Annotated in this window: 14 protein-coding genes; 2 read left to right on the forward strand and 12 right to left on the reverse strand. The window is 60.7% G+C overall.

The annotated features are described in order from the left end of the window. The first annotated feature begins 65 nt into the window (after positions 1-65). Both ACFQZG_RS12680 and ACFQZG_RS12685 read left to right on the forward strand, forming a co-directional pair. Positions 66-731 carry a response regulator gene (locus tag ACFQZG_RS12680; protein WP_378152977.1) on the forward strand — a complete coding sequence of 222 codons (666 nt, stop codon included), beginning with the start codon at positions 66-68 and terminating at the stop codon, positions 729-731. Further along, on the forward strand, positions 728-2,776 hold the full coding sequence (locus tag ACFQZG_RS12685; RefSeq protein ID WP_378152979.1) for a sensor histidine kinase: 2,049 nt from the start codon (positions 728-730) through the stop codon (positions 2,774-2,776). Before ACFQZG_RS12680 ends, ACFQZG_RS12685 begins: the two co-directional genes overlap by 4 nt. Before the next feature lie 25 nt (positions 2,777-2,801). On the opposite strand, the gene ACFQZG_RS12690 is transcribed toward ACFQZG_RS12685, so the two are convergent. The 12 genes from ACFQZG_RS12690 to ACFQZG_RS12745 form a co-directional block, all read right to left on the reverse strand. Continuing rightward, positions 2,802-3,704 carry a DMT family transporter gene (locus ACFQZG_RS12690; RefSeq protein WP_378152981.1) on the reverse strand — a complete coding sequence of 301 codons (903 nt, stop codon included), beginning with the start codon at positions 3,702-3,704 and terminating at the stop codon, positions 2,802-2,804. A gap of 386 nt (positions 3,705-4,090) precedes the next feature. Continuing rightward, entirely contained in the window at positions 4,091-5,191 is a 1,101-nt protein-coding gene (locus ACFQZG_RS12695) for a Gfo/Idh/MocA family protein (protein ID WP_378152983.1), read from the reverse strand. A gap of 21 nt (positions 5,192-5,212) precedes the next feature. Beyond that, positions 5,213-5,935, reverse strand: coding sequence for a ThuA domain-containing protein (locus ACFQZG_RS12700; protein ID WP_378152985.1), 723 nt, complete (start codon positions 5,933-5,935; stop codon positions 5,213-5,215). Beyond that, on the reverse strand, positions 5,932-6,975 hold the full coding sequence (locus tag ACFQZG_RS12705; RefSeq protein ID WP_378152987.1) for a LacI family DNA-binding transcriptional regulator: 1,044 nt from the start codon (positions 6,973-6,975) through the stop codon (positions 5,932-5,934). Before ACFQZG_RS12705 ends, ACFQZG_RS12700 begins: the two co-directional genes overlap by 4 nt. Before the next feature lie 551 nt (positions 6,976-7,526). After that, positions 7,527-9,209 (reverse strand): methyl-accepting chemotaxis protein, encoded by a 1,683-nt coding sequence (locus ACFQZG_RS12710; RefSeq protein ID WP_378152989.1) that lies wholly within the window; start codon positions 9,207-9,209, stop codon positions 7,527-7,529. Between the two features lie 126 nt (positions 9,210-9,335). Then, positions 9,336-10,952, reverse strand: a complete 1,617-nt coding sequence (locus ACFQZG_RS12715) for a response regulator transcription factor (protein ID WP_378152991.1) — start codon at positions 10,950-10,952, stop codon at positions 9,336-9,338. Positions 10,953-11,048: 96 nt separating this feature from the next. Beyond that, on the reverse strand, positions 11,049-12,803 hold the full coding sequence (locus ACFQZG_RS12720; protein WP_378152993.1) for a sensor histidine kinase: 1,755 nt from the start codon (positions 12,801-12,803) through the stop codon (positions 11,049-11,051). Positions 12,804-12,827: 24 nt separating this feature from the next. Then, positions 12,828-14,387 (reverse strand): ABC transporter substrate-binding protein, encoded by a 1,560-nt coding sequence (locus ACFQZG_RS12725; protein ID WP_378152995.1) that lies wholly within the window; start codon positions 14,385-14,387, stop codon positions 12,828-12,830. Positions 14,388-14,540: 153 nt separating this feature from the next. Then, positions 14,541-17,774: a CARDB domain-containing protein gene (locus ACFQZG_RS12730; RefSeq protein WP_378152997.1), complete on the reverse strand. Its 3,234-nt coding sequence runs from the start codon at positions 17,772-17,774 to the stop codon at positions 14,541-14,543. A gap of 144 nt (positions 17,775-17,918) precedes the next feature. Next, positions 17,919-18,590, reverse strand: coding sequence for an Rpn family recombination-promoting nuclease/putative transposase (locus ACFQZG_RS12735; protein ID WP_378152999.1), 672 nt, complete (start codon positions 18,588-18,590; stop codon positions 17,919-17,921). Continuing rightward, entirely contained in the window at positions 18,581-18,730 is a 150-nt protein-coding gene (locus tag ACFQZG_RS12740; RefSeq protein ID WP_378153001.1) for a PD-(D/E)XK nuclease family transposase, read from the reverse strand. The genes ACFQZG_RS12735 and ACFQZG_RS12740 overlap by 10 nt, the downstream gene beginning before the upstream one ends. 156 nt (positions 18,731-18,886) lie before the next feature. Then, the gene (locus tag ACFQZG_RS12745; protein WP_378153003.1) at positions 18,887-20,977 is read right to left on the reverse strand and encodes a glycosyl hydrolase family 28-related protein; all 2,091 of its coding nucleotides are present in this window, start codon (positions 20,975-20,977) and stop codon (positions 18,887-18,889) included. Between the last annotated feature and the right edge of the window lie 30 nt (positions 20,978-21,007).

Consider the following 21,007-nt stretch of genomic DNA (forward strand, 5'->3'; position numbering starts at 1 on the left):
GGTAAGCTGAAATCACGATGACGGGCCCATGCCCGAATTTATCCGCGCGAAGGAACCGTGATGACATGATCCACGTTGTGATCGTCGACGATCAGACGCTGCTCCGGGAAGGCTTGCAGACGATCGTCAATCTCGAAGACGATATGCGAACGGCCGGTCTAGCGGCCAACGGCCAAGAAGCTTACGAAATAACGGGAGCGACCCGCCCCGACGTCGTGCTGATGGATATCAAGATGCCCGTGCTTAACGGAATCGAAGGCATGCGGCGCATTAAGGCCGATTATCCGGGCACGCTCGTTCTCATGCTGACGACGTTCCTGGAGGACGACTTGATCGTCGAAGCGATGGCAGGCGGCGCGGACGGCTTCCTGCTGAAGGATATGGCCGGAGACCAGATCGTGCAGACGATCAGGGAAGCGCTCCGGGGACATCTGATCATGCCCGCCCCGATCGCGGCCAAGCTCGCCGCCAGGGTGAGGAGCGGGGCGACGCGGCAGCATGCCGATGCCATGGACGAACAGGCGGTGTCGCGCGAGGGTTTGTTCTTCAACGATAAGGAGCGGCAGATCATACGGCTCATGGTGCAGGAGAAAGCGAACAAGCAGATCGCAGCCATCCTCAACATGAGCGAGGGAACGGTGCGCAACTACGTCAGTCTCATCTACAACAAGATCGGCACGAACGAACGCGCCGCTTCCATTAAACGGCTGAAGGAGCTCCTCTTCCTATGATCCGAACCCGCGCTCGTGCGCTGATATCAAGACTCGTCTGGCTCGCGCTATGCATCGGGGTGCTTAGCATGCTGCTGCCTTCCGTGTTCATGCGGGATCAACCTTACATAAGCGAAGGGCGTCAGGCGACCGTCGCTCTGCTCAAGCATTGGGAGGTGCGGTACGCCGACGGGCCGAAAGCGGACGGAAGCTGGCGCCCCTTCGACGAAGCCGAATGGAGCAAGCTGACGGACTACGTAGGCACGCTCACCTTGCGGCGGACGCTTCCCGAGCTGAAGCACGCGCAGCCGTATTTGTTCATGGCCGGCATGAACCGTTTCGAGATACTGATAGACGGCAAGTCCGTCTATCGTTACGGCATGGACGGCGGACTCGTCTGGAACAATTATCGGTTGAACGTCCATCCGCTGAAGCTCGAGCCGTCCGATGCGGGCAAGACGATCGTCGTTCGCGCGAAGTGGGAAGGGCTTCCTTTTCTCCAGTGGGCTTGGATGAACGTATCGGATCCCGGCACCCGACTGGAGACTTATCTGAGCGGAGAATGGCCGTTGTACGCGATTTCCCTGCTGAATCTGATCGCCGGAATCGTCGGAGCCGTGCTGTACGTTCGGAGAAAAATGCGCATCTACGCGTGGTTCTCCGCGCTAGCGCTGACCGCCGGGTTCGGCATGCTGTTCCTCTGCATCTCGCTGCAATGGTTCGCCGACGTCGGCTCGCTCTACTACTGGAACGATCTGTTGCTTCCGTTCGGCGTATACGCCTTCGTCGGCTTATACGGGGAAGCGCTCGGCGCCGCGAGGCGGATGCCGATCCGGTTGGCCAAGTCCGCGCTGCTCCTGTTCACGGCCGCCAACCTGTGCGTCGGCATTTGGAGCCCGTCCTTGTATTGGGATATGTTCGTCCGGGTGTTCCCGATCCTAGGCGTCGCTGCGATGACCGTCGTGACGTTCGTCTTGTTCAAGCACAGGACCGAGCGGGACCAAGCCGCCGAACGGCAATGGCTCGTCCGCGGCTACGCCATCATGACCGTATGCGGCGTCCTGCATATGATTCAGATGAGTCCGCCGCAGGTCATCCGCGAGCTCGGAGAGGTTTGGCCCTACGCGATGCAAGTGCTCGGGGGCATGCTGCCGAACGGGTTGCTGCTGTTCATGCTCAGCATGGTCATGGTGCTCGTGAACAGCGTGCGCCGCGTTCATCAGGAATCCGAACGGAACGCGCAGGCGCTCATCGCGAAGAACGCCGAGCTTGCGCTATTCCATCGCAACCTGGAACAGCTCGTCGACGTTCGGACGAGAGAGCTCGAAGCGGCGAACCGCTCGCTGCAAGAGACGATGCGCGAGAAGGCGGAGACGCTGGCGGAGGTGTCGGTGCTCGAGGAGAGAACGAGAATCGCGCACGAAATGCACGATGTCGTCGGCCATACGCTGACGGCCGCGATCGTTCAATTGGAAGCGACGAAGAAGCTGGCCGAACGCGACCGGGAAATTCCGCTCGACAAGCTGTCGACCGTGAACGGGCTCATTCGCAAAGGGTTGGACGATATCCGGAGGACGGTGCGCGTGCTGAAAATGGACCAAACGCCGTTCAAGCTGGAGCCGGCGCTGCGCGATTTGATCCGGGATACGGAGGCGACGATGGAAGTCGAGGTGGACGCGGTCATCAAGCTGCCGCCCGGACTCGGCAAGCTGGCCGAGCAGGTGCTCTTCCACGCGCTGCAGGAAGGATTGACGAACGGCATTCGCCATGGCCGGTGCGGCCGGTTCAGGTTTACGCTGTTGCCTATCGGAGACAACCTCCGGTTCACGCTATGGAACGACGGTATGCCATACGGGGAGTCGAAGCCGGGCTTCGGCCTCACGTCGATGATGGAGCGCATACATTTGATCGGCGGATCGGTATCGATCGGCTCGGGAACGGACTTAAGCGGCTCGCCGATCGGCTGCGAGCTGTCGATCACGTTGCCGCTCGGGGCGCGGGGGGAAAGGGCGGATAGGGAAGAAGACGGAGGAGACGGAGGAGACGGAAGGGGCGAAGCCGTGTAGCGGCTCCGCCCCTTTTGTATTCGCTTCATGCGATTGGTTTCTGCCGCTCAAGTCCGATCCAGATGAGCCCAAGCGCCATGAACCCGGTGCCCGCGAGCTGCATGCCCGTAATCTGCTCGTCGAAGAACAGGTAACCGGCGGCGACCGACGTCGCGGGCACGACGTAGCGGAAGAAGTTCGCCCGCGCCGCGCCGACCCTCAGCATGCCCGCGTTCCAAGCGACGAAGGCGAATACGGTGCAGACGAACACGTTGTAGGCGATCGCCGTGTAGTGGCCTGCGGTCAAGCCGCTCCAGTCCACTTCCCCCCACGCGCCGGCCGTGAACGGAAGCATGAAGACCGTGCCGAACAGGATGTACCACGTACTGACCCGAAGCGGCGAATGGCGCTTCATGAGCGGCATCGTCGCGAGGTTGAACAGCGCGCCGATGATGCTGACTCCGAACGCCAGCAGGTTGCCGACCATGTTGTCCGACGACAGGCTAAGTCCTTCGCTTCCGCCGAGAATGACGAACGACACCCCGACCATGGCGACGGCGCCGCCGACCGCCAGCCTGCGCGTGAACTTCTCCTTCACGAATAACGGCGCGAACAGCGCGGCGAAGATCGGCCAAGGGGCGACGTTCAGCAGCGAGGCGTTGGCGAGCGTCGTGTACTTGATCGAGTACATGACGGCGATCTCGAGCCCGGTAATGCCGACGAGGCCGATGCCCGCGAGCGCGAGCATGTCCTTCGCGGGCACGCGGACGCTGCCTTCCTTCAGCTTCAGGATCAGGAAGAAGAACGGCACCGCTCCGGCGAATCGCAGGAACGAGAACAGCACCGGGTCGAACGTCTCCATCGCCGACCGGGATACGCCGAAGTTCGCGCCCCAGATCGCCGCCACGAGCACGAGCCCGATATAGTAAATCCAGTTACGGTTAGCCATGTTGCGTCGCAAGCTCCATTCTACTGCTCATATACACACTTGATCATTGTGCGGGATGGGTCGGTCATATGCAAGATGTAAATCGTAGCCCCTCTAGCGGCACGTAGTACCGTTGCAGCGTCGAAGTCCGCAACTACTTCCTTCTAGCGGCACGTGGTACCGTTGCAGCGCCGAAGTCCGCAACTACTTCCTTCTAGCGGCACGTGGTACCGTTACAGCGCCGAACTTTGCAACTCCTTCCCTCTAGCGGCACGTGGTACCGTTACAGCGCCGAACTCCGCTATTCCTTCCCTCTAGCGGCACGTGGTACCGTTACAGCAGGCGCCTGTCCCCGCGTACGCAAAAACCGGGACGACGGCGTCGTCCCGGTTCCACAAGTAATCGTATTAGTCCAGCGTGAAGTCCGCGAGTCCGAGCGGGAACGAAGCCGGACGCTCGCACGAGCTCTTCATGACGTAGTGCTTGCCTTCGGCGGCCGCGTCGTGGAAGCCGTGCATCGCTTCGAGGACGTGGAACGCCATCTCCCCGTTCGCGCGATGCTTGCGTCCCGTCTGGATCGCTCTCGCCATGTCGGCCGCGCCGACGCCGCGAGCGTTGTCCGCGTAGCCGTGCGTGAGCGGAATTTCGGACCAGTTGCCCGCGCCCGAGCGACGAACGCGGATCGTGCCGCCGAAGCCGTTCGGGTCCGGAATCTGAATCGTGCCGTGGCTGCCGTACAGCTCGATGCAAGGCAGCATCGTGCCGCCCTTCACGTCGAAGCTCGTCAAGATCGTGGCGATCGGTCCGCCCGCGAATTCCATGATGCCCGCGACGTGCGTCGGCGTCTCGACCGTCACCTTCTGCCCGTACTTCGGCTGGCTCGTGATCGTGCGTTCCGGGAACGTGATCCGCGTCGAGCCAGTCACGCGCGCGATAGGTCCGAGCGCCGCGACGAGCGCCGTCAGGTAATACGGTCCCATGTCGAACATCGGGCCGCCGCCCTTATGGTAGTAGAACTCCGGAGACGGATGCCAATTCTCGTGGCCGCCGCACAGCATGAACGCGGTCGCGCCGATCGGCGTGCCGATCCAGCCGTCCTCGATGAGCTTGATAGAAGTCTGGATGCCTCCGCCGAGGAACGTGTCCGGCGCGCTGCCGACGAGCAGCCCTTTGCGGCGCGCGAGTTCGAGCACCTGCTCGCCTTCCTCGCGGGTAACGGTGAACGGCTTCTCCACGTATACGTGCTTGCCCGCTTCGAGTACCTGCAGGTTAACGGAGCCGTGCGCGAGCGGAATCGTCAGATTGATGACCATCTGGATGTCGGGATCGGCGAGCAGCTCTTCGACGGAGCAGCCGCGAATGCCGTGCTCCGCTGCTTTCGCTTTGGCGCGTTCTACGTCAAGGTCGGCGCAAGCGACGACTTCCATCGAATCGAATTTCTTGCCGTTCTGAAAATAAATGCCGCTGATGTTGCCCGTGCCAATGATGCCGACTTTGATTTTATCCATGATCGCTCTCATCTCCGGATCTTAAAGTTGGTTGTCCTGCATGCCCGTGTAGGCTTCTTGCTTCTCGTCCGCGTTCGCGAGCGCCTTGCCTTCGGCCGCCCAGTTGAAGCCTCTGCGCATCAACTCTTGAACGACCGGAATTTCCATAATGTTCGCTTGATGCCCGAGCGAGTTATAATAGACGCGGCCTTGGCCCCAACGCTTCGTCCAGACGACCGGCATATCGACCGACTTGTTCGTCGAATACGGCCCGGGAGCGAGCGGGAAGCGCGTCGTCGCGAGCACTTCGTTCGCCGGATCGACGTGCAGGTAATACTGCTCCGTGCTCACCTCGAAGTCCGCGATCCCATCCACGAGCGGGCTCGAGCTGCTCTTGATCTCGACCGTGTACGTCGTGCCGTCGTTGCCCGGATGCGCGATCCATTGGCCGCCGGTCATGAATTGCCAGTCCGTGTTGTCCCGGAACGCGTCGCACATGCCGCCGTGGCAGCCCGCGAGGCCGACGCCGCTCTGCACGGCCGCGGATACGTTGTTGACGTATTGGCCGTCGATCCGGCCCATCGTCCATACCGGCACGATCAGGTCGAGCGACTTCAGCTTCTCTCCGTCGGCGAACGCTTCGAGCGTATCCGACACTTCGACCTCGAACCCTTCCTTCACGAGCTGTCCGCGGAAAATCTCCGCCACTTCCTTCGGTTGGTGGCCATCCCAGCCGCCCCATACGATCAATGCTTTTCTCGTCATCTGGTTTCTCCGCTCCTATGCGCTGCGCAAGATTTCCTTACTTTCAATTCGGTCTGAAGCATGTCGTTGAACGTGAATGCCTCGTTATCGGGATCGGACATCCTATCGAGCAGTCGTTCCGAAGCCAATCTTCCCATCTCGTAGAACGGAACCTTCACCGTCGTTAACGGCGGTTCCGTCATGCTCGCGGCGTCCGAATCGTCGTAGCCGACGATCGGCAAGTCTTCAGGGAACTTGCAGCCGAGCTCCCGCATCCCCTGCATGAGCCCGATCGCCATCCGATCGTTCGCCACGAACAGCGCGTCCAACTTCGCCAGATCGGCATGGACGGCTTCCGCCGCTATCGATCCGCTCTTGCGGCTGTAATTGCCCCGGTAGACGATCGATTCGTCGAACGCGATGCCCGCTTCCGCCAACGCTCTTCGGTAGCCGGTCATCCGGTCGACGCTGTTGGAATATTGCGGGGAACCGTTCAGGAAGCCGATCCGCTTGCGCCCGTTCGCTAGCAAATGCCGAACGGCCTCATAGCTTCCCTGGGCATGGTCGGTCTGAACCGTGCTGACGTCCAGTCCGTCGAACCGTTGGTCCATGACGCAGAAGGGAAGCCGTTGACCGGCCATCTGCGCGATGCCCTCCCGCTCGGAAGCGATCGCGCTCGCGCCGAGAACGATGCACGCGTCGATCCGCTGCGTCCGGAACAGCGAAGCGTAATCGAACGTTTCGTTCGGATCCCGGAACAAGAGCAAGAGCCCGTAGCCTTTCGATCGAACCGCCTCTCCAATCCCGCTTAAGATCTCGGAGAAGTAGAACGTGGAGAACAAGTGAACCTTCGGCACGTGCGGCAGCACGACGCCGAGGTTGCCGCTTCTGCCGCGGGCGAAACTCGAAGCGATCGCGTTGAGCTCGTAGTTGAGCTGCTTGGCCGCCGCCAGTACGCGCTGCCGGGTCGATTCCTTCATCGGGCCGATCCCGTTCAGCACTCGGGAGACGGTCGCTTCGGACACGCCGGCGAGCTCGGCGACTTTTTTGCGGTTGGACACCGTTACCGCCATCCTGTTCTGGAGTGATCTCAATAATGTACGCGTGTACATTATTGCACGGAATAGATGCGTCGTCAACGGGGAACTCGAAGCCGTCGCGCTAATATACTTGTGTGGACAGTCGGCGCGCTGTTGTTAGGGTTAGTCGAACTGCATGTGCGGATTGGGACATTCGGCGCGTTGGAGTTGGGATTAGTCAAACTACATGTGCGGATTGGGGCAGTCGGCGCGTCGGAGTTGGGATTAGTCGAACTGCAGGCGTGAATTGGGACATTCGGCGCGCTGTTGTTAGGGTTAGTCGAACTGCATGTATACCGTAGCCTGGTATTCCCGCGTCATCCCGCGCGCAATAGCCCGGCTTTTCCCGGCTACAGACACTCGAATCGGCATCCGAAGCGCAATAGCCCGGCTTTTCCCGGCTACAGACACTCGAATCGGCATCCGAAGCGCAATAGCCCGGCTTTTCCCGGCTACAGAAACTCGAATCGGCATCCGAAGCGCAATAGCCCGGTTTTCCCGGGCTATTCATCGCCGTAATCTCGCTACACGCGCTACCGCTCGTCCTCCGCCCGAAGCGTCTTCGCGGCGTCCGCCAAGCGATCGACCGCTTGCTGCAAATACCCCGACACGTCGGATTGCGTCGCGGCGAGACCGGATACTTGCTGCATGCTCTCCCGGATATCGGCCGAAGATACGGCGAGCTGCTCGATCGACCCGACGATCTCGTGCAAGCCCGCGGCCACCTCCTCGACCGACTGCGACCAAGCCGCCGTCTCCGCGGCGAGCCGGCCGCTCTCCTGCGCAATGTCGCCGAAGGAAGCGACCGCTTGCTCGGAGCGGTCCCTCGTCGCGTCCATTAACGCGCTGAACGCGGAGAACCCGGCAGCCATCGCCGCGATGTCCGCCTGGACCGACGCCATGACGCCGCGAACGTTGCCCGCGAACCCTTCCGTCTGCCCGGCCAACCGCCGAACCTCGCCCGCGATGACCGAGAATCCGCCGCCGTGCGCGCCTGCGCGCGAAGCCTCGATCGAAGCGTTCAGGGCGAGCAGATTCGTCCGATACGCGATCTCGCTAATGCCGAGCATCGACCGGTGCGCATCCCCGATTCTCGACGTCATCGATTGCACCTGCCCTTCGAGCCGCGCCATCTGCGCGCTCGTCTCCGCGAACGAAGCGGACAACCCCGCGACAAGCTCTCGCCCCGCCTGCGCGTGCCCGTTCGTGCGCAGCACCGAATCCCGCAACGCGCCGGACGCGTGCAGCATGTGCTCCGAACCGGCCGACGCCTCCTCCACGACGGCGGAGATCGACGCCGTGGCGTCGTGCTGCAGCTCGATCCGAGCTTGGCACCGCTCCGTCAGTTCCTGGATCGCCGACGCGGCTTGCCGGTTCTCGGCCGACTTCCCGCTAATATTACTCGTCCATTTGATGACCTCCCGTCCCGTCCGGCGGTTGCCTTCCAGCATCTCTCGCAATTGCTCGCCCATCTTCGCCAAATACGCGTCGACCGTCCCGAATTCGTCGCCCCGCAATGCCGTCGAGACGTAGTCCAGCTTGCCGTCGCGGTACGCTAGAATGCGTCGCATCAGCAGCTTGACGCCCCGGTCGATCGAACGCCCGAACAAGGAAGCGAGCGCGAGCGTGACGACGAGCATGAACGCCGTCAGCAGGATGACGTCCCTCGAACTCGCGGACAACGTGCGCGCCAGCTTGTCCGAGCTTGCCGCCCGCCGCGCCTCGAACAACGCCTTAAGTTCCGTATCGACGCGAACCGTATCGTTCATCTGCGCCGTCAGCGCTTGCCGGATGACGACGCCGTTCAGCGACTCCGGCAGGAACGCCCCGGCGAAGTGCGCGTCGAACAGCTCGGCGTATTGCCCGTTGATTTTATCGAACCACGCCAAGTACGAACGAAGATCCTCATCGTTCTCGAACGCGTACGCAAGCTCCGACTTCAGTTCCTCCATCCGCGACAGCTTGGACGCGTAGGCTTCCGCTTGCTTCTTCTCGTAACCTTCGCTCAGGAACCGGTAAGAGATCGTATTCAGCTCGTTGTACGAACCTATCAAACTCGCGTAATCCTGCTCCGTACGGGCCAACGCTTCGGCTTCGTTCGCGTGAGACCCGACCTGCGCGTTCGAACGCAGAATCGCGAACCCGGTCAAACCGCTAATCAATAGCAACGCGAGCAGCAGCAACGCCAGCTTGCGGACGATCGATAAATTTCTCATAAGTAAAAAGCCTCCCGCACCACGGACTACTAGCTCGAGTCCATTGTACGAGAGGCTTCGCGGCGCCCTCTGCTCGGTTTGTGACAACTAACGTCAAAATGATGACCTCTTCAGCAAGACGCTGCCTTATGCTCTCTTCCGGTACGATTTGCGGTAATCGTGCGGCGTCACGCCGTGCACCTTCCGGAACAATCTCGCGAAGTACGAGAAGTTGCCGTAGCTCAGCCCGTCGGCGATCTCGCTGATGCTCCGGTCCGTCGTAGAGAGCAGCTCGGCGGCTTTGCGCATTTTCTCCTGCAGAATGTAGTCGGTGAGCACCATGCCCGTCTCCTTGCGGAACAGTCTGGACAAGTAGGCCGGATTGACGAACGCCACGGCGGCAAGCTGCTCCCGCGTCAAGTCATCGTCCAGATGCTCCCCGATGAAGGCGGTCACCTTCTGCACGACGGGGCTCGTCGCCGCCGGCTTCGCGAACAGCGCGCCGGCGGCTTCCGCGATGCATCGCGCCCACGACTGCCAATGCGCCACCGACCGCGTCGCCGTCTCGATGCCCGGACACGTCCGGTTCTCGTACAGCAAATGCGCCTGCATCCCTCTACGGTGCATCGCGTAGTAGACGGCCTGCAGGAACGCGTGGTAAGAAGCGGTCAGCGTCTCCACCGTCGGCTGTCCGCCCGCGAGCCGCATCGTCCACGCGTCCAAGCGGGTCTCGAGCTCGCCCATCCGTCCCTGTTCGATCAGCTCCGCGAGATCGAGCGCCGATTCGGTCATCGGCGCGGCAATCGGAATGCCCCCGTCGCCGTCCGGCGAACCGCACGTAACCACGATGCCCGACTGGTTGACGTTGCGGTACTCGGCGTCGAGCAGCGTCATATAGCTGCCGACGATGTCCGTGATCGCAACCGGTTCCCCGACGTAGCACGACACTTGGCAGAAGAAGTATTCATTGCATGCGGCCAAGTAAGCCCCGCACCGCTCCGTCAGTAGCGCTTGCGGCAACTCGGACGTCCCGCGATGCAGGATGGCGAGAAGGTTGCCCCGGTGGTCCTGAATGACGTCGCCGGATAGTCCGCCTTCGAGCAGCACTTCCTCGGCCGCCTTGCGCAGCGCGAACTCCATGATCTGCTCGTCGCGGTCGTTGAGCGGCTTCTCCCACCTCTCCACGCTTACGAGGACGAGGCTGACGCTCGCCACGTCCGCCATCCGCATGTCGTAAGCGGCGAGCGACTGCGCGATCGCCTTCTCGCTCGGCGGAATGCGGCATTCGAGCAGATCCTGCCAGAACCGCTCGACGAGCAGAGGTTTGCGGCTATTCCACAGCTCGACGATCCGGCCGTACTGCTCGTCCGTCTCGCTGATTCTTCGCTTCTCGTTCACTTTGCCGATCGCGGTCCGCAGCACTTGCTCCAACTCCGTATAGACGACCGGCTTCAACAAATAATCGAAGCCGCCCAGATGCATCGCCCGCTGCGCGTACGCGAACTCGGAGTGACACGTCAGGACGATCGTCTCCGGATCCATGCCCCGCTCCTTGATCCAAGCCATGAGATCGAGCCCGCTCGTCTCCGGCATCTCGATATCGCATAAGAGAATGTCGATATCCCGCTCGTTCAGAATGTCCTGCGCCATCGGCGCGTGGTAAGCCTCGTGCACCTCGTCCACGCCGATCTCGTCCCATCGCACGCCGGAACGCAGCCCTTTGACCGCGTAAATCTCGTCGTCAACGATCAATACCCGAATCATGCGCACTCCTCCTTGAGTAAATTCAATCTTCGTCGGGCTCGAACAAACTCACCCTCGAGTATATTCAATCTTCGTCGGGCTCGAACAAACTCACCCTTAGCTCGCTTTTCCCCGCGGCAATTGCAACGTGATGTGCGTGCCTTGCGGTTCGTTGTCTTCGAACGTCATTCGGACGTTCGTCTTGAAGTAGAGGCGGCAGCGGCGAACGACGTTCCACAGGCCCAAGCTTCCGTTGCCCGGCTCCTGGTCGTGTACCTTATGGAGCAGCAGCTCCTTCTGCTCCGCATCGATGCCCTTGCCGTTGTCCGACACTTCGATCAGCAGCTCGTTGTCGGGGGAGTTCGGCGCCGGCGACACCTTCACCTTGATGCTGAAAGGCGTCCCCGTCCGAATCGAGAACCCGTGCACCATCGCGTTCTCCACGATCGGCTGGATGGCGAGCGGCGGCACTTCGGCCATTTCTACGGCCGGGTCGACCTCGAAGGAGAAATCCAGCGTCTCCGGGAACCGGTATTTCTGAATGGAAAGGTAGTGGTAGATGTGCTCGATCTCTTCCTTGATCGTCACCGTCGACACTTGGGTACGCGTCGTGAACCGGAAATAGCGGACGAGATGCAGCGACATGCTCTGGATAACCTCGTAATCTTTAATCTGCGCGAGCTGGTAGACGATGTTGAGCGAGTTCATGAAGAAGTGCGGGTGGATTTGCGCTTGCAGATGCTTGAGCTCCGCCCGCTGCGTCCGAATCTGCTCCTCGTAAATATCGATTTTCAAATGCTCGATCTGCTGCGCCATGCCGTTGAACGTCTCCTTGAGCGAGACGAACTCGACAAGCTTGTTGTCCGCCATCCGGACGCTTAAGTCGCCGGCGCGGATTTTGCGCATCGCCTTGATGAACTGCTGGATCGGCTTCACGATCGAATTCTGGAGGAACAGCAAGTACAGGACGAGCATGACCGCGGCGATCATCGGAATCAAGTAGGTCAGGTTACGGAAAAAAGGAAGACCTTCGAGCAGCGTCCGCTCCGGCAACAGAAGCAACAGATGCATATCCGCCATACGGGACTGCTTCGCCACGAGGAGGTACGGCTCGTCGAGCTTCACGATGTTGTATTCCGACGAGGAGTTGCCGTTATCGAGATATTTGACGGAGTCCGCCGCCGCCAGCGCGTCCGCGATCGCGTCGGATGCCGCGGAGATCGGACGTCCTTCGCCCGACATGAGCAGCGCCTCGCCTTTGCCTTCCCGGCCGAACTGCCCGACCTTGCGCATCGGTTCCATGAGCCGGTTCAAGTCGACCCATGCGCCGATGTACGAATCGTAGTTCGTGTCCACCACGCGCAGCAACGCGTACTCTCCGTTCAACTCGACGAGACTCCATCTCGAGCCGCGGCTGCGGTCCGGCTCCTTGAGCAGCCGCTTCAATTGGTCTTGGATGAGCAGCTTGCGTTCGTAGGAGACGGACTGCTGCTGGGCGACGAACAGCTCCTCGTACTTCGTGCTATAGGCGAACAGGACGTCGGCCGCGTCGTAGTAGTTCGTGTTCAGATACAGCTCGTTCATCGTCTCCGTCGTGGACAAGTAATATTCCCAGCTGACCTTGTCGTACTGGCTGAGCGAGATCAGGCTCTGATCCTGCTCCGCCGTCTTGTACAGGTAGTTCTCGATCTCGCCGAGCACCTGGTCCATGTCGTTCATATAGATCGTGAGCATGTTCCGGTTGGACTGCGCCACCTGCGAATGCACGACCCCCGTCGCGTATAGATTGTTCCAGAGCAGCACGATGACGAGGGGGACGGTCAGCAGACCGAACCCGAGTATGAGCCTGGAACGCATGCTTGCTTGCCTCATCCGGTTCGCCTCCCTGCGTTCGGCTTACGAGGAACGTTTCGCTTGCTCCGCGAGCCATTCGTCGAGCTGTCGTTGTTTTTCCGCGATGACTTTGTCCGCTCCGGCGGCCTTCAGCTTCCCGACGTACATCGGCACGATCTTCTCCGGATCCTGCGCGCCCGTGTTGAGGGCCGGCATGAACTGCTTCTCGACGAGCAGGCACGCGGCGATCTCCGCCTTCACCCGCTCCGGGTTGAACACGAAGCCGAGCGCCTTCGACTTGTTCGCCTGGTCGTTGAACGCTCGGTATTGCTCCCACAGCCCCGGATTCTCGTTCGCCCACAAATACGAATTCAGCTGGTTGCCGAACATCCACGGCTGATTCAGGTTGTAGCCGACCGTCTTCGCGTCGATGCCGGCCGGGTAATCGATAACGTTGTCGCCGGTTTTCACGTAGTGGACGCCTTCGATGCCCCAGTCGAGCAGGTTCAGCAAGTACGGATCGGTATAGAGCAGATTGAGCAGCATCATCGCCTTCTCCGGGTGCTTCGCCGTCTTCGTGATCGCGAACATCGCGCTCGTCGTATCGGCGGTCGTCGTGTACGGCTTCGTCAATTCGACGCTGACCATCGGGTAGCCGGTGTCGCGGGACGCTTGGATCTCGAAACCCGGCTTCAGCGATTCCGCGTAGGCGAACGCCTTGCCCGCCTTCACCGCGTCGAATTCGTTGTCCTTCGTCGTCGTTGCGTCGGCGTTCAAGTAACCTGCCTTGTTCCACTCGTACAGCGTTTGGGCGTGAGCCATGAACTCGGTCGTCTGCGCCATGTCCACGATTCGGGTCGAGCCGCCGTCGCGGTACAGCACGCCGGGCCCTTCGCCAAGCATATCGAACAGGCCGTACTGCATCATGAACGTGAGCGGACTTCTGTCGGCGCGCGCCTGCAGCGGTGTCATATCCGGTTGTTCCTGCTTGATCCTCTCGAAAATCGGGCCGAAGTCGCTTAGCTCCTTCACCTGCGTCAGGTCGATGTTCAGCTTGTCGACGAGGTCTTGGCGGACGACGAGCCCTTTGCTGGAGGCGAATTCCTTATTCGTCACGATGCCGTAGATGTTGTCTTTCACCTTGCTCGCTTGCAAGATGGAAGGATCGAGAATGTCTCGGATTCCTTTGCCGTATTGCTCGAGCAGCCCGTCGAGCGGAACGAACCGGCCCTTGGCCACTTCGTCGCCGAACTTCATCCAGCCCGCGGTGAACATGATGTCGATCTGCTCGCCGGAGGCGAACATGAGACCTGTTTTGTCCCACCAGGCGCTTAGATCGATCGTCTTGATATCGACCGTCGCGTTGATCTTCGTCAGGAGATACCGGTTGATCTCCTGCTCCACGAGGTTCAGATCCCGCGGCACGTTGCCCGCCGGGAACACCATGACGAGCTGGTCCGCGTTCGTCGGCTGCTCGGGCGGCTCGGCGGACGGCTCCGGTTTGGTCATGGGGTTGCCTGTTGCGCCGAACCAACCGGCGGAAGCCGCGAGCCCTAGGGCTGCGGCGATGACGATGGCCATGCTTGCTATTGTAACCGCTTTCCGATTCATCCTGATGCGCATGCGGATTCGTCCTCTCCAGGGGAGTTCGATTCCTAATCATACAACGAATCGGACGGCTGGACTACTTCGATTGTGATACCGAATGCCAACATTGTGACATTCCGGCATGAAGAAAACCCGGCAAGCGAGGGCTGCCGGGTTAGTAGCGCGATTTTACCAGTTGTTCCCCGACCCGCTTACGGTAAAGCTCGGCGAGTCGTTCTTGAATTTGCCAGAAGGAGCGACGTTGACCGTATTATTGTTGAACGCCGCGGAGCCGTTGGCCGAGCCTCGAATGTGCACCCCGTAAGTCCCCGAGTTGTTGATCGTGTTGGACGTATAGTTCACGGTGACGCCGTTGCTAGGTTCTTCGATGAAAATACCCGAATATACGCTGCCGTCGATCACGTTGCCCGTCACGTTCACCGTCAGCCCCGAAGCGAGGCCGTTGTTGTTGACCCAGTAGCCCCAGATCGCTCCGATTTGGTATCCGTAATCGTGATGGTACGAGCCGCCGCGGACGATCTTGTTGTTCGAGACGGTCAGCGTACCCGTGAAGGCCGTCGGCGCATGGTTCGTGCCGAACTGGATGCCCGATCCGTTGTCGATGACGTCGGCGATCAGATTATTGCTCACCGTATTGTTCTTGCCGCCGTAGACGCCGATGCCGTTCGCCAAATTCGGGATTTGCACCGTGTTGTACCGGAACGTCGTGTTCTCGACCGTGCCCGTGCCGCCGTTCAGCGACTTCGACCAGTAGGCCATGCCGTCGTCGCCGGTGTTGCGGAAGCTGTTCTGCTCGACGATCGTGTCCCGAGTGCCGCCGTTGACGTTGATGCCGTCGGCCCACACGTCTCTGACCCGGTTCTGCGACACGAGCGCGTTAACCGTGCCTTCGTTCAGCCAGAAGCCTACCTTCGCATGCTGAATCCACAGCTTCGTCAACGTGGAATTGAGCGCGTTCCCTTCGACCCCGGCGATGCCCGTCGCGTTGGAGCGGTACGTCTCCTCGGCCCGAATCGTCATATCGGACAGCGTGACGTTGCCGCCTTGCAGAATGATGCCCGCGAACGGCCCCTGCAGCGTCGAACGCCACATGCCCGCGCCTTTGACGGATACGCCGCTCGGCAACCGGATTCTCGTCGTGCCTCTCGTGCCGTTCTTGAAGTCGAACGTCCCTTCCGGAATCCATACGCCCTTGACCGTCGTGCCGTTCACCGCCGCGATCGCCGACGTCATGGCCGCCGTATCGTCCGCTCCGTCGTTCGCGACCGCTCCGTAGCTGGCAATGGAGACGTAATCCGACGGTTTGGCGAGCGCCGCCGGCACAGCTTCCGTCTCGATCAGGTCGATCAGGACGTACGTCGAGCCGTTCGGGTTGTAATCGTTCGCATCCCATTGGAGCTTGATCTTCGTGCCTGCGGCGACCTGTTGTCCGAGGAGCACGCGGGCTTCGTCGAAGTAGCGGTGATGGTTGATGCCCGGCGTATTCGACCATTGCATCTCCCCGCCGTCGGGACCGTACTGCCCGTATTGGTGAGAGTACCGGTTCGTGAGCTGTACGTCGGCCGCATGGATCCCGCCTGCATACAGGCTGATGTTCTGATAGATGTCCGAGCCGGTCGCGCTGTCCGGCATCGAGTATCTTACGACGATGCCTTGCGCCGGATTCGCGAGCGTCAGCTCGACGGACTGACCTTGCGCGAGCCTCGCCGCGCGTCTTCCCGAAGCCTCGGACTCCGCCGTCGTCCACGTCGTGCTCGGACCCGTGACGGTGCCGCCCGAGATCGTCAAGCTTTCCGCTTCATAGCTATCGTACGGCACCGTTGCGCCATAGGTCTGCACGGTTCCGACGGTCAGACTCTCGCCGTACGCGTTGTTCGTCTCGTCGAGCTCGCTGATCAGAGACGTCCCGTCGACCGTCGCGCCGACCGTATGGAGACCGTTCGCCGCGGTCCACGAACCGGCGTTTTGAGTCAACGTAACGGAAGCGCCCGCCGCGATCGACGAGATATAGTTGTTGACCGTGCCGACTTGCGTGCCGTTCACGAGGAACGATACGTTCGTCGCGGTTCCCGCCGGCGTAGCAGCCGTGCCTTGGTTCTTCACGACGGCGCTGAAGACGACGGAAGTTCCCGCCGCGGGGGCGGCCGGCGACCAGGTAATATCGGTAACGACGAGATCCGGCTTGCTCGGCACGTTCACGGTCAAGCTCTCGTCGCGAGTGTTGTTGCCGTCGTTCGACTCCGGTATCCGGTTGATGTCGTCCACGAACGCGCGGACGGTATGCGTGCCCGCCGTTGCCGTCCAAGAAGACTTGGCCCCAGGACCTCCGTTCGCGGTAACGGTCACCGATGCGCCGGCCGCGATCGATGCGGTCCGGTTGTCGCTCCAGCTCACGGACGTTCCGTTAACGGTAAATAGCACGCCATGGATCGTATTGGCCGGCGTAGCCGCCGTGCCTTGGTTCGTAAGTACGGCGCTGAACGTCACTTCGTTGCCGGTCTGAGGAGAGGCGGGCGTCCACGCGATATCGCTGACGACGAGATCTGGCGTGCCGCCGCCGGAGCCGATCGCGAAGTTCTCGTCCAGCGTGTTGTTATTCTCGTTCGACTCGGCGATTCGGTTCACGTCGTCCACGAACGCGCGGACGGTATGCGAGCCGGAGGTCGCGGTCCACGAAGCTTTGGCGTTCGGGCCTCCGGTGGCGGTCACCGTCACCGATGCGCCGGCCGCGATCGACGCCGTGCGATTGTCGCTCCAGCTCACGGACGCCCCGTCCACGGTGAATAGCACGCCGTGGATCGTGCCGGCGGCCGTCGCGGCGGTGCCTTGGTTCTGAACGACCGCGCTGAACGTTACCTCGTTGCCGGTCTGCGGCGAAGCCGGAGACCACGTAATGTCCGTCACCACGAGATCGGGCGTACCGGTCGAGGACGGCACCGTCAGGCTCTTATCGAACGTGTTGTTGCCCTCGTTCGCTTCGCCGATCCGGTTCACGTCGTCCACGAACGCGCGAACGGTATGGGCGCCGGACGTAGCGGTCCATGTCGCCTTGCCGCTCGGACCTCCCGTCGCGGTAACCGTGACGGATGCGCCCGCGGCGATCGACGCCGTGCGATTGTCGCTCCAACTTACCGACACACCGTCCACGGTGAACAAGACGCCGTGAATCGTGCCGGCGGGACTCGGGTCCGCGCCTTGGTTCTTGATCGTCGCGCTGAACGTCGTTTCGTTGCCGGCCGTCGGGCTCGCCGGCGACCACGTAATGTCGGTGACGATCAGATCCGGCCCCCCGGCCGCGTTCGCCGGCTGCGGGGACAGCGTCATCGGCGATAGGATGAGGGCGAGGATCAGCAATACTTTGAAGACCATGTTACGATCGAATGCTTGAATAACGTTGCTCATCATGATCCCTCCTTGAACTCGTTAGCGATTCGGATGCGCATCCAACGCCATTATCGGCGGGCGATCGGGCGATGCGCTACCAAACCGGTGACCACTACGAGCAAGATGGTGACATTGAAGCATAAAAAGGCATGAAAAAACCCGTCAGTCGCGCTGACGGGCTTCGTTTCTTGCGATTTGTTTTACGATTTCGTCCAACGGGATGTCCAGCAAATCCGAAATTTGACGGGGCTCCATTCCTTTGGCTCGCAGCTTTTCGACGAGTTCGGCTTGAACTTCCTGTTTCCCTAGCTCTCTGCCCTCTTCTCTGCCCTCTTCTCTGCCTTCTTCTCTGCCTTCTTTCCTCGCGCCCTCCATAGAAGACACCCAATCCATCTGCGCCTTCTCCCGAATCTCCGCAGCTCGTCGCATGAAATCGTCGCGGCTCATCCCTTCCAATTGCTCCTCCGTCACCTCGATGATCGGATCCATCTCCATCAGCTCCTTCAATCGTTGTTCCGGCAGCTTCTCGTCCATGAACATCAGCCAGCGATGCAAGGGCACGCTAGTATCCTTGGCCGCGCGCTCGAACTTCGGAAACTCAATGACGTGAACTTCCAACAAATCGGTCAGAAGCAGCTCCCGTTCATGATCCTCGTAAAAATGAAATACGCTATGAAAACGCTCGGTATGCGGTAATTCGTAGTCAAGCAAGTTGATGACGATCGTCTTTTTCAGCTTCTCGTAATTGTCGCCTGCTCGTATCGATGAAGTGAACAACTTGGCCATATAGAACAACGTGCGTTGAATCATATTGCGGCGGTTGATCATCTGCATTTCGATGTTGACTTGCTTCCTTGCCCGTCCTCCCGCAAGATCGCGTTCAACAACGTCAGCAAGCTTCTCTTGGACTCCTGCGCGCCGAACAATTTGCCGAAGACAAAATCGTTCTTGGGCTTCAATCGAAAAATAGCCATCTACATCCGCTCCCGATAAGTTGTCGGCCAAAGCCGCCCGCCATCGGTGCTTCCGTATCGGCGTATTCGCTATCTATCAAAGCACATCCATTTGTATCCAGAAAAGGAGAAGACGTATCGAAACCTACTTCCGATGCATCTTCTCCCCGACTCGTTTCACCACCCGCGATTCCCTTCCCCGCGCACGACCTTGTACTTGTCTCCAGGATTGCTCAGGCCGCCCGACTTGGCGCCCGATACGGTTACGCCGGCGAACGTGCCCGTGCCATCCACGCCATCGAAGCTCAAGCCGAACGCGCCGGCGCCTTCGATGACGACGTTATCGAATGCGACGCCGGTTATCGTCTTGTCTTGGCTTAGCTTGATGGCATCATAGGTGCTATCGACGATTCGCATGTCCGAGACGACGATAGGCTCCGTCATCGGATGATTGTCGGCGTAAATCCATAGCGCGCCGAACGTCTCGTTCCAGTTGCGCTCGAGCCCGCCCGTACGGATTAACGTATTGCGTCGCACCTCCGTCATGCCGGTTAGCGGCAGCGTGCCTCCGAAGTCGCGCGTGCTGATCGCGATGCCGGCCGAAGCGGTGACCGTGTCCGCCGCGACGTTGTCGAGCACCTTATTCCCCTTGCCTCCGTAAATCGCGAAGCCGTTGGCGAGAACCGGCACTTGCGCGGTATTGTAGCGGAACGCGTTGTTCTCGTTCGCCATCCCCGCCGACCACATCGCGAACGCGTCGTCTCCGGTGTTGCGGGCATGGAAGTGGCTTATCGTCGTATTCGCGACGCCTGCATGGAAGTTGACGCCGTCCGCCCACGTGTTCCGAATGCGTCCGCCGACCATGTAGAGCCCGTTCGTGCCCGCATTCAACCACATGCCGACCTTCGTATGCTCGATCCAGACGTTCTGGATCAGCGAGCCCGGCCCGAAGTTGCCGACGAACGCCGGATCGTCGCCGCTGTCGTATCGATACAGCGAATCGCCGCTGATCGCGAGATCCGTAATAACCGTGCGGCCGTCCCTTCCGTAAAAGCCGCCTTTGCCGTCCCTTCCCTGCAGATTCGTATGCCACATGCCGGCCCCGCGGACGTGCATGTCGCCGACGATGATCGGCTTGCTCAGCAGAAACGTTCCCGCGGGAATCCATACGCCGGCTTTGCCTGCCTGAATCGCGCCGATGACCGCGTCTTGGATCGCGCCCGCATCGTCTCCTTCGTCGTCGGCGACCGCGCCGTAATCGGCGACGCTGACGAAGTTATCCGGCATGGCATACGCGGAATCCGCCCGTTCGAAGTCGATGAGATCGATCGTGTAATAGGCCGCATCGTCAGCGGCATCCTTCTGCAGCCTTACCGTTGCGCCCTCCGGAATGTCGTCCACTAAGAACCGGCTCTCGTCGTAGAAGCGATGACCTTCCCCGGTGGACGGGTCGTCGTTGTACGGATAAGCCCCGTACGTCCACGCATAGCGCGAAGTCAGCTCGAGCGCCCGCGCCTTCGTCCCGTTGACGTACAGACTGAGCGTATGATTCTCGCCTCCGCCTGCCGTCGCGTCAGGCATGCTATATCGGACGACGATCGTATTGGCTTCTCCCGGTGCCGTCCACTCCACGTAATGTCCCGTCTCCGTCAGCTTCACCGCGCTGCGTCCGGAGGATTCCGACTGAACGGTCAAGTATTCCCGGCTCGGGACGAGCACCTCTGCGTTCGTCTTGCCGGCTTCGGCTTCGCGTTCTACGTACGAAACCGTCGCGCCGCGCTCGGCCAATGCGATGCCCCCATCGATCGCGATACTGTTCAAGCTAACTCCGCCCGTGTTGCCTTCATCGTATCGGTAACCGATCGTATTCAGCCCGGCGCGCAACGGCAGCTTCTCGACCTTGTCGATCCATTGCCCGGGTCCGCCCGTATCCGACAGCGTCGTCGTTACGGCGAACACTCCGTTCACGTAGACGTTCAACGTACGGTCCATTCCCGAATCGTTGGCGTATCTCAGATAGACATCGTAATCCGCCGTATCAGGCGCGTTGACGGCGAAGATCGCGATGGCACCTTCCGCGGCGAAACCGTTCACCCCCGTCGCGGTTTTCGTCGCACCGCCCGCATAGAATTGATCCTCGGCTTCGTAGACGAACGCGCCTTCAGGCAGCGCGGACGCGGATTCCGACTTCGGGAACGTCAGGATCAGCCCGGCTGCGAACGCGAGGAACGCCGCCCCGCCTACTGCGTATAGAAGCCTTCTTCTCATCGGTTTATCCTCCTTAACGAAGCGCCCGGT

It is taken from the genome of Cohnella sp. GCM10027633, assembly GCF_042675445.1.
In the GTDB taxonomy this organism is placed as follows: Bacteria; Bacillota; Bacilli; order Paenibacillales; family Paenibacillaceae; genus Cohnella.